The organism is Thermostichus sp. MS-CIW-37 (genome assembly GCF_054060065.1).
Map to the genome: position 1 here is coordinate 1 of NZ_JBSSCV010000059.1, position 2,818 is coordinate 2,818.

General features: G+C 58.7%; 2 protein-coding genes and 1 pseudogene. 2 read left to right on the forward strand and 1 reads right to left on the reverse strand.

Annotation, left to right across the window (positions count from 1 at the left end; all coding sequences use genetic code 11):
• Nucleotides 1-119: 119 nt before the first annotated feature.
• Nucleotides 120-647, reverse strand: a complete 528-nt coding sequence (locus tag ACVWYZ_RS14215) for a MarR family winged helix-turn-helix transcriptional regulator (RefSeq protein WP_414358452.1) — start codon at nucleotides 645-647, stop codon at nucleotides 120-122.
• A 384-nt stretch (nucleotides 648-1,031) separates the two neighbouring features.
• On the opposite strand from ACVWYZ_RS14215, the gene ACVWYZ_RS14220 reads away from it, so the two are divergent.
• Both ACVWYZ_RS14220 and ACVWYZ_RS14225 read left to right on the forward strand, forming a co-directional pair.
• A complete protein-coding gene (locus ACVWYZ_RS14220; protein ID WP_457467420.1) occupies nucleotides 1,032-2,324 on the forward strand; it encodes a D-alanyl-D-alanine carboxypeptidase in 1,293 nt (430 codons plus the stop codon).
• Nucleotides 2,325-2,591: 267 nt separating this feature from the next.
• A pseudogene (locus ACVWYZ_RS14225) lies at nucleotides 2,592-2,818 on the forward strand (RNA-guided endonuclease TnpB family protein); the annotation flags it as partial.

Below are 2,818 nucleotides of genomic sequence, written 5' to 3' on the forward strand. Positions count from 1 at the left end.
GGGGCTGCTTTTGTAAACCAGCCTAGAGGTCCAGGGTTGGCTTGCCGACTCTAGGGCTACTGAAAGCTCCCGCCTTTAGGCGGGGGTAGTTTACCAACACGACCCATGAAGACCAAAGACTATTGGCTTGGCTCTGACAATACAGCCGCCTCTGGATCCACTGACAAATGGGCGATCAGCCGATCCACCAGCCGCGAGAGGGTTGCCCGTTCTTCTGGGCTGAGACAGCCGTAGGTTTGCTCCCGCAACTGCCAAATCAGAGGGGGCAAAACGTCTTTCAGCTCCTCTCCTGCCGGTGTGAGGTAGACTCGCCAAATCCGCCGATCCTCAGGATCCCGCTGCCGCCGGATCAGCTCCCGTTTTTCCATGCCATCCAACACCCCGGTCATGGTGCCCCCCAACTGCTGCAGGCGCTCACAAATGGTGGAAGTCGGGATCCCGTCTTCTTCCCAGAGGCAGCAGAGCACCACCCAATGGGAGATGGTTAGGCCAAAAGGCTCTAAATAGGACTGGAACTTCCGCCGCACCAATTGAGACAACAATCGAATGCGATAGCCCAAGGAGTTGGGGGCGAGAATGTCATGCCACCGTTCTAGGAAAGCCTGTTTTTCCGATTGAACTCTTACTTTGGTTGGACTGTTTCCCATTGGCGGCCTGGAATGCTTAGAGTCTAAATCGCCCTATTTTATCTTTTACTCAGGAGAGAAGGAGCTTGCGATCCGTTCTGCACGAGTGTATGAGCCATCTCCCACCCTCTCCAGTACAGCCTAGCCCTTGCACAGCCAACGGACGATCTGCAGCCATTGCCGTTGCAAAGGATATCCATCAGGCAACACAGCATTTTCTGGCTTCGCATCAGGCTACAGCCGAGTGGGATCCCTGCCAAGCAAAAGATGGGCTCGCATGAACTGGAGTCGATAGCGCTGGAAGAGGCTGCCACAGAGATTTGCAAAGGCAGTTCGGATGGCACTAGAGTAGCGTCAAGTCTTGCCAGCCTGTCGTCTTTTGCAAGTGTCTTTGGTGAGGTCGTCATGCCGCTTATCCCACAGGGGTTGCGCCCCCATCGTCGTTTCCTCTGGGCAGGGATCCCGTTGGCCGGTGCTTTGGCCTTGGGGGCCTGCTGGAGCAATCGCACGGGTGCCGAAGTCGAGTTTCCCACATCGGCTCAGAATCCTTTCCCCCCCATCCCCACCCCACCGCCGCCGCTGCCTTCCCCAAGTGGAACTCCGGGCCTTCCCCCCTGGTGGCCTCGTGCCCAATCGCCGGAGTGGGAAGATTCCCCTTATGCTCCGGTCTTGTCCGGCTTTTTGCAGGGATTGGCAGCCCAAGGGGGAGCGCTCTCTCAACAGGGGATCCTGCTCTGGACACCGGAAGGGGATCTGTTAGCGGAGCATTTATCGGATCGGCCTTTGCCGGTGGGAGCCTTGGATCAGTTGGCCATCAGCTTGATGGCCCTGGAGACTTGGGGCTATGAACGTCGCTTTGAGACCCGGTTCTACACCACAGGCCATCTTTTGGGCCATCGCTTGACGGGAGATTTGATCCTGGTGGGTGGCGGGGATCCCTACTTCACGGAAGCGAATGTGGCAGAGCTGGCCCACCATTTGCATAGCCTCAACATTCGCCAGATCTACGGGGATGTGAAGGTGTTGTCCCCCTTCCACCTGCTGGGCCAACCCGATCCTTTGGCCGGTGCTCGGCGTTTGGCAGAGCTCCTCAGCGATACGCAACAGCCCCACCCGGTTGCCATTCGCGGCTCGGTGTCAACCCTGACAGCCCTGCCCGCGGACGCCCACTGCTTGGCTCGTTATACCTCGCTACGCCTGGGATCCCTGTTGCAAATCCTCAACGGCAGCAACGACCGGACTATGGCAGAAGCCCTGTTGGCGGAACTGGGGGGCAAAACAGCCCTGCTGGAGTACCTGCGGCAGCGGTTGGTGGCTCAGCCCATTTCCCGCCTGGATCCCGACATGGCCCCCGCCGAGCAAGACATTCGCTTTGGACAAAGGGGGCAAGCCCTGTACCTCTCCCCTCGCGCCCTAGCTCACCTCTGGGAGCAGTTGGTGGATCTCACGGACGGGGATCCGACTCGGATCTTGCCCAGAGCGGGCATTGGCCACAGCACCCTGCAGGCGCGCACCTTGCCCCCAGGCACGGTGGCTCAGGTGGGATCCGCTGCGGATCGGCTGATGATGATGGGGCAATTGCCGGATGGCAACCGCTTTATCCTGCTCAACCAAGGCCCCGACCTGGGCATTTTGAGCCAACAACAGGATCAGTTTCTGCGGGAGGTGGCGGCCATTTCCGAGCCCCTTCGCCGCTAATGCCGACAATTAGACTTCTTCTTTATGTACCTCTCCCCCACTTCCCGTTAGGGGGCGAGAGATTGCGGCCTTGCAGCTATGCAGGGCAGAGTAGTGCGCTCGCTACTGACTTGGGCGCATGGAGCCTTCAAAGAGCTGCTGAAGGCGGTGGCTAAGCAGTACGGGAAGCTGGTGATTGAAGTCTCAGCTTACTAGCGCAGGAGCCCCGCCCTCTGCCCACAGGGCGAGGGTCGGGAGGAATGCACTTTGATGAGGTACCGTAAGGGTATGACCCAAGTCCTGACCCTTTCCTGCAGGCTCAAGGTGTCTCAGTCGCAAGCCGCAAAGTTGGATGCGACCTTGGATGCCTTCGGCCAAGCCTTGAACTGGGTGAACCAGAACACACCGGAGAAGATCGTTAACGCCGTTAAACTTCAATCTCTGTGCTACCACCAAATCCGTGCCCGGTTCGGCTTGTCCAGTAACTTGGCCGTACAGGTCTGCAGACGGCTGGC

Excerpts from the sequence above, each read along its gene's own strand:
- ACVWYZ_RS14220 (WP_457467420.1), top strand. The coding sequence starts at position 1,032 with ATGCCGCTTATCCCACAGGGGTTGCGCCCCCATCGTCGTTTCCTCTGG.
- ACVWYZ_RS14215 (WP_414358452.1), bottom strand. The coding sequence starts at position 647 with ATGGGAAACAGTCCAACCAAAGTAAGAGTTCAATCGGAAAAACAGGCT.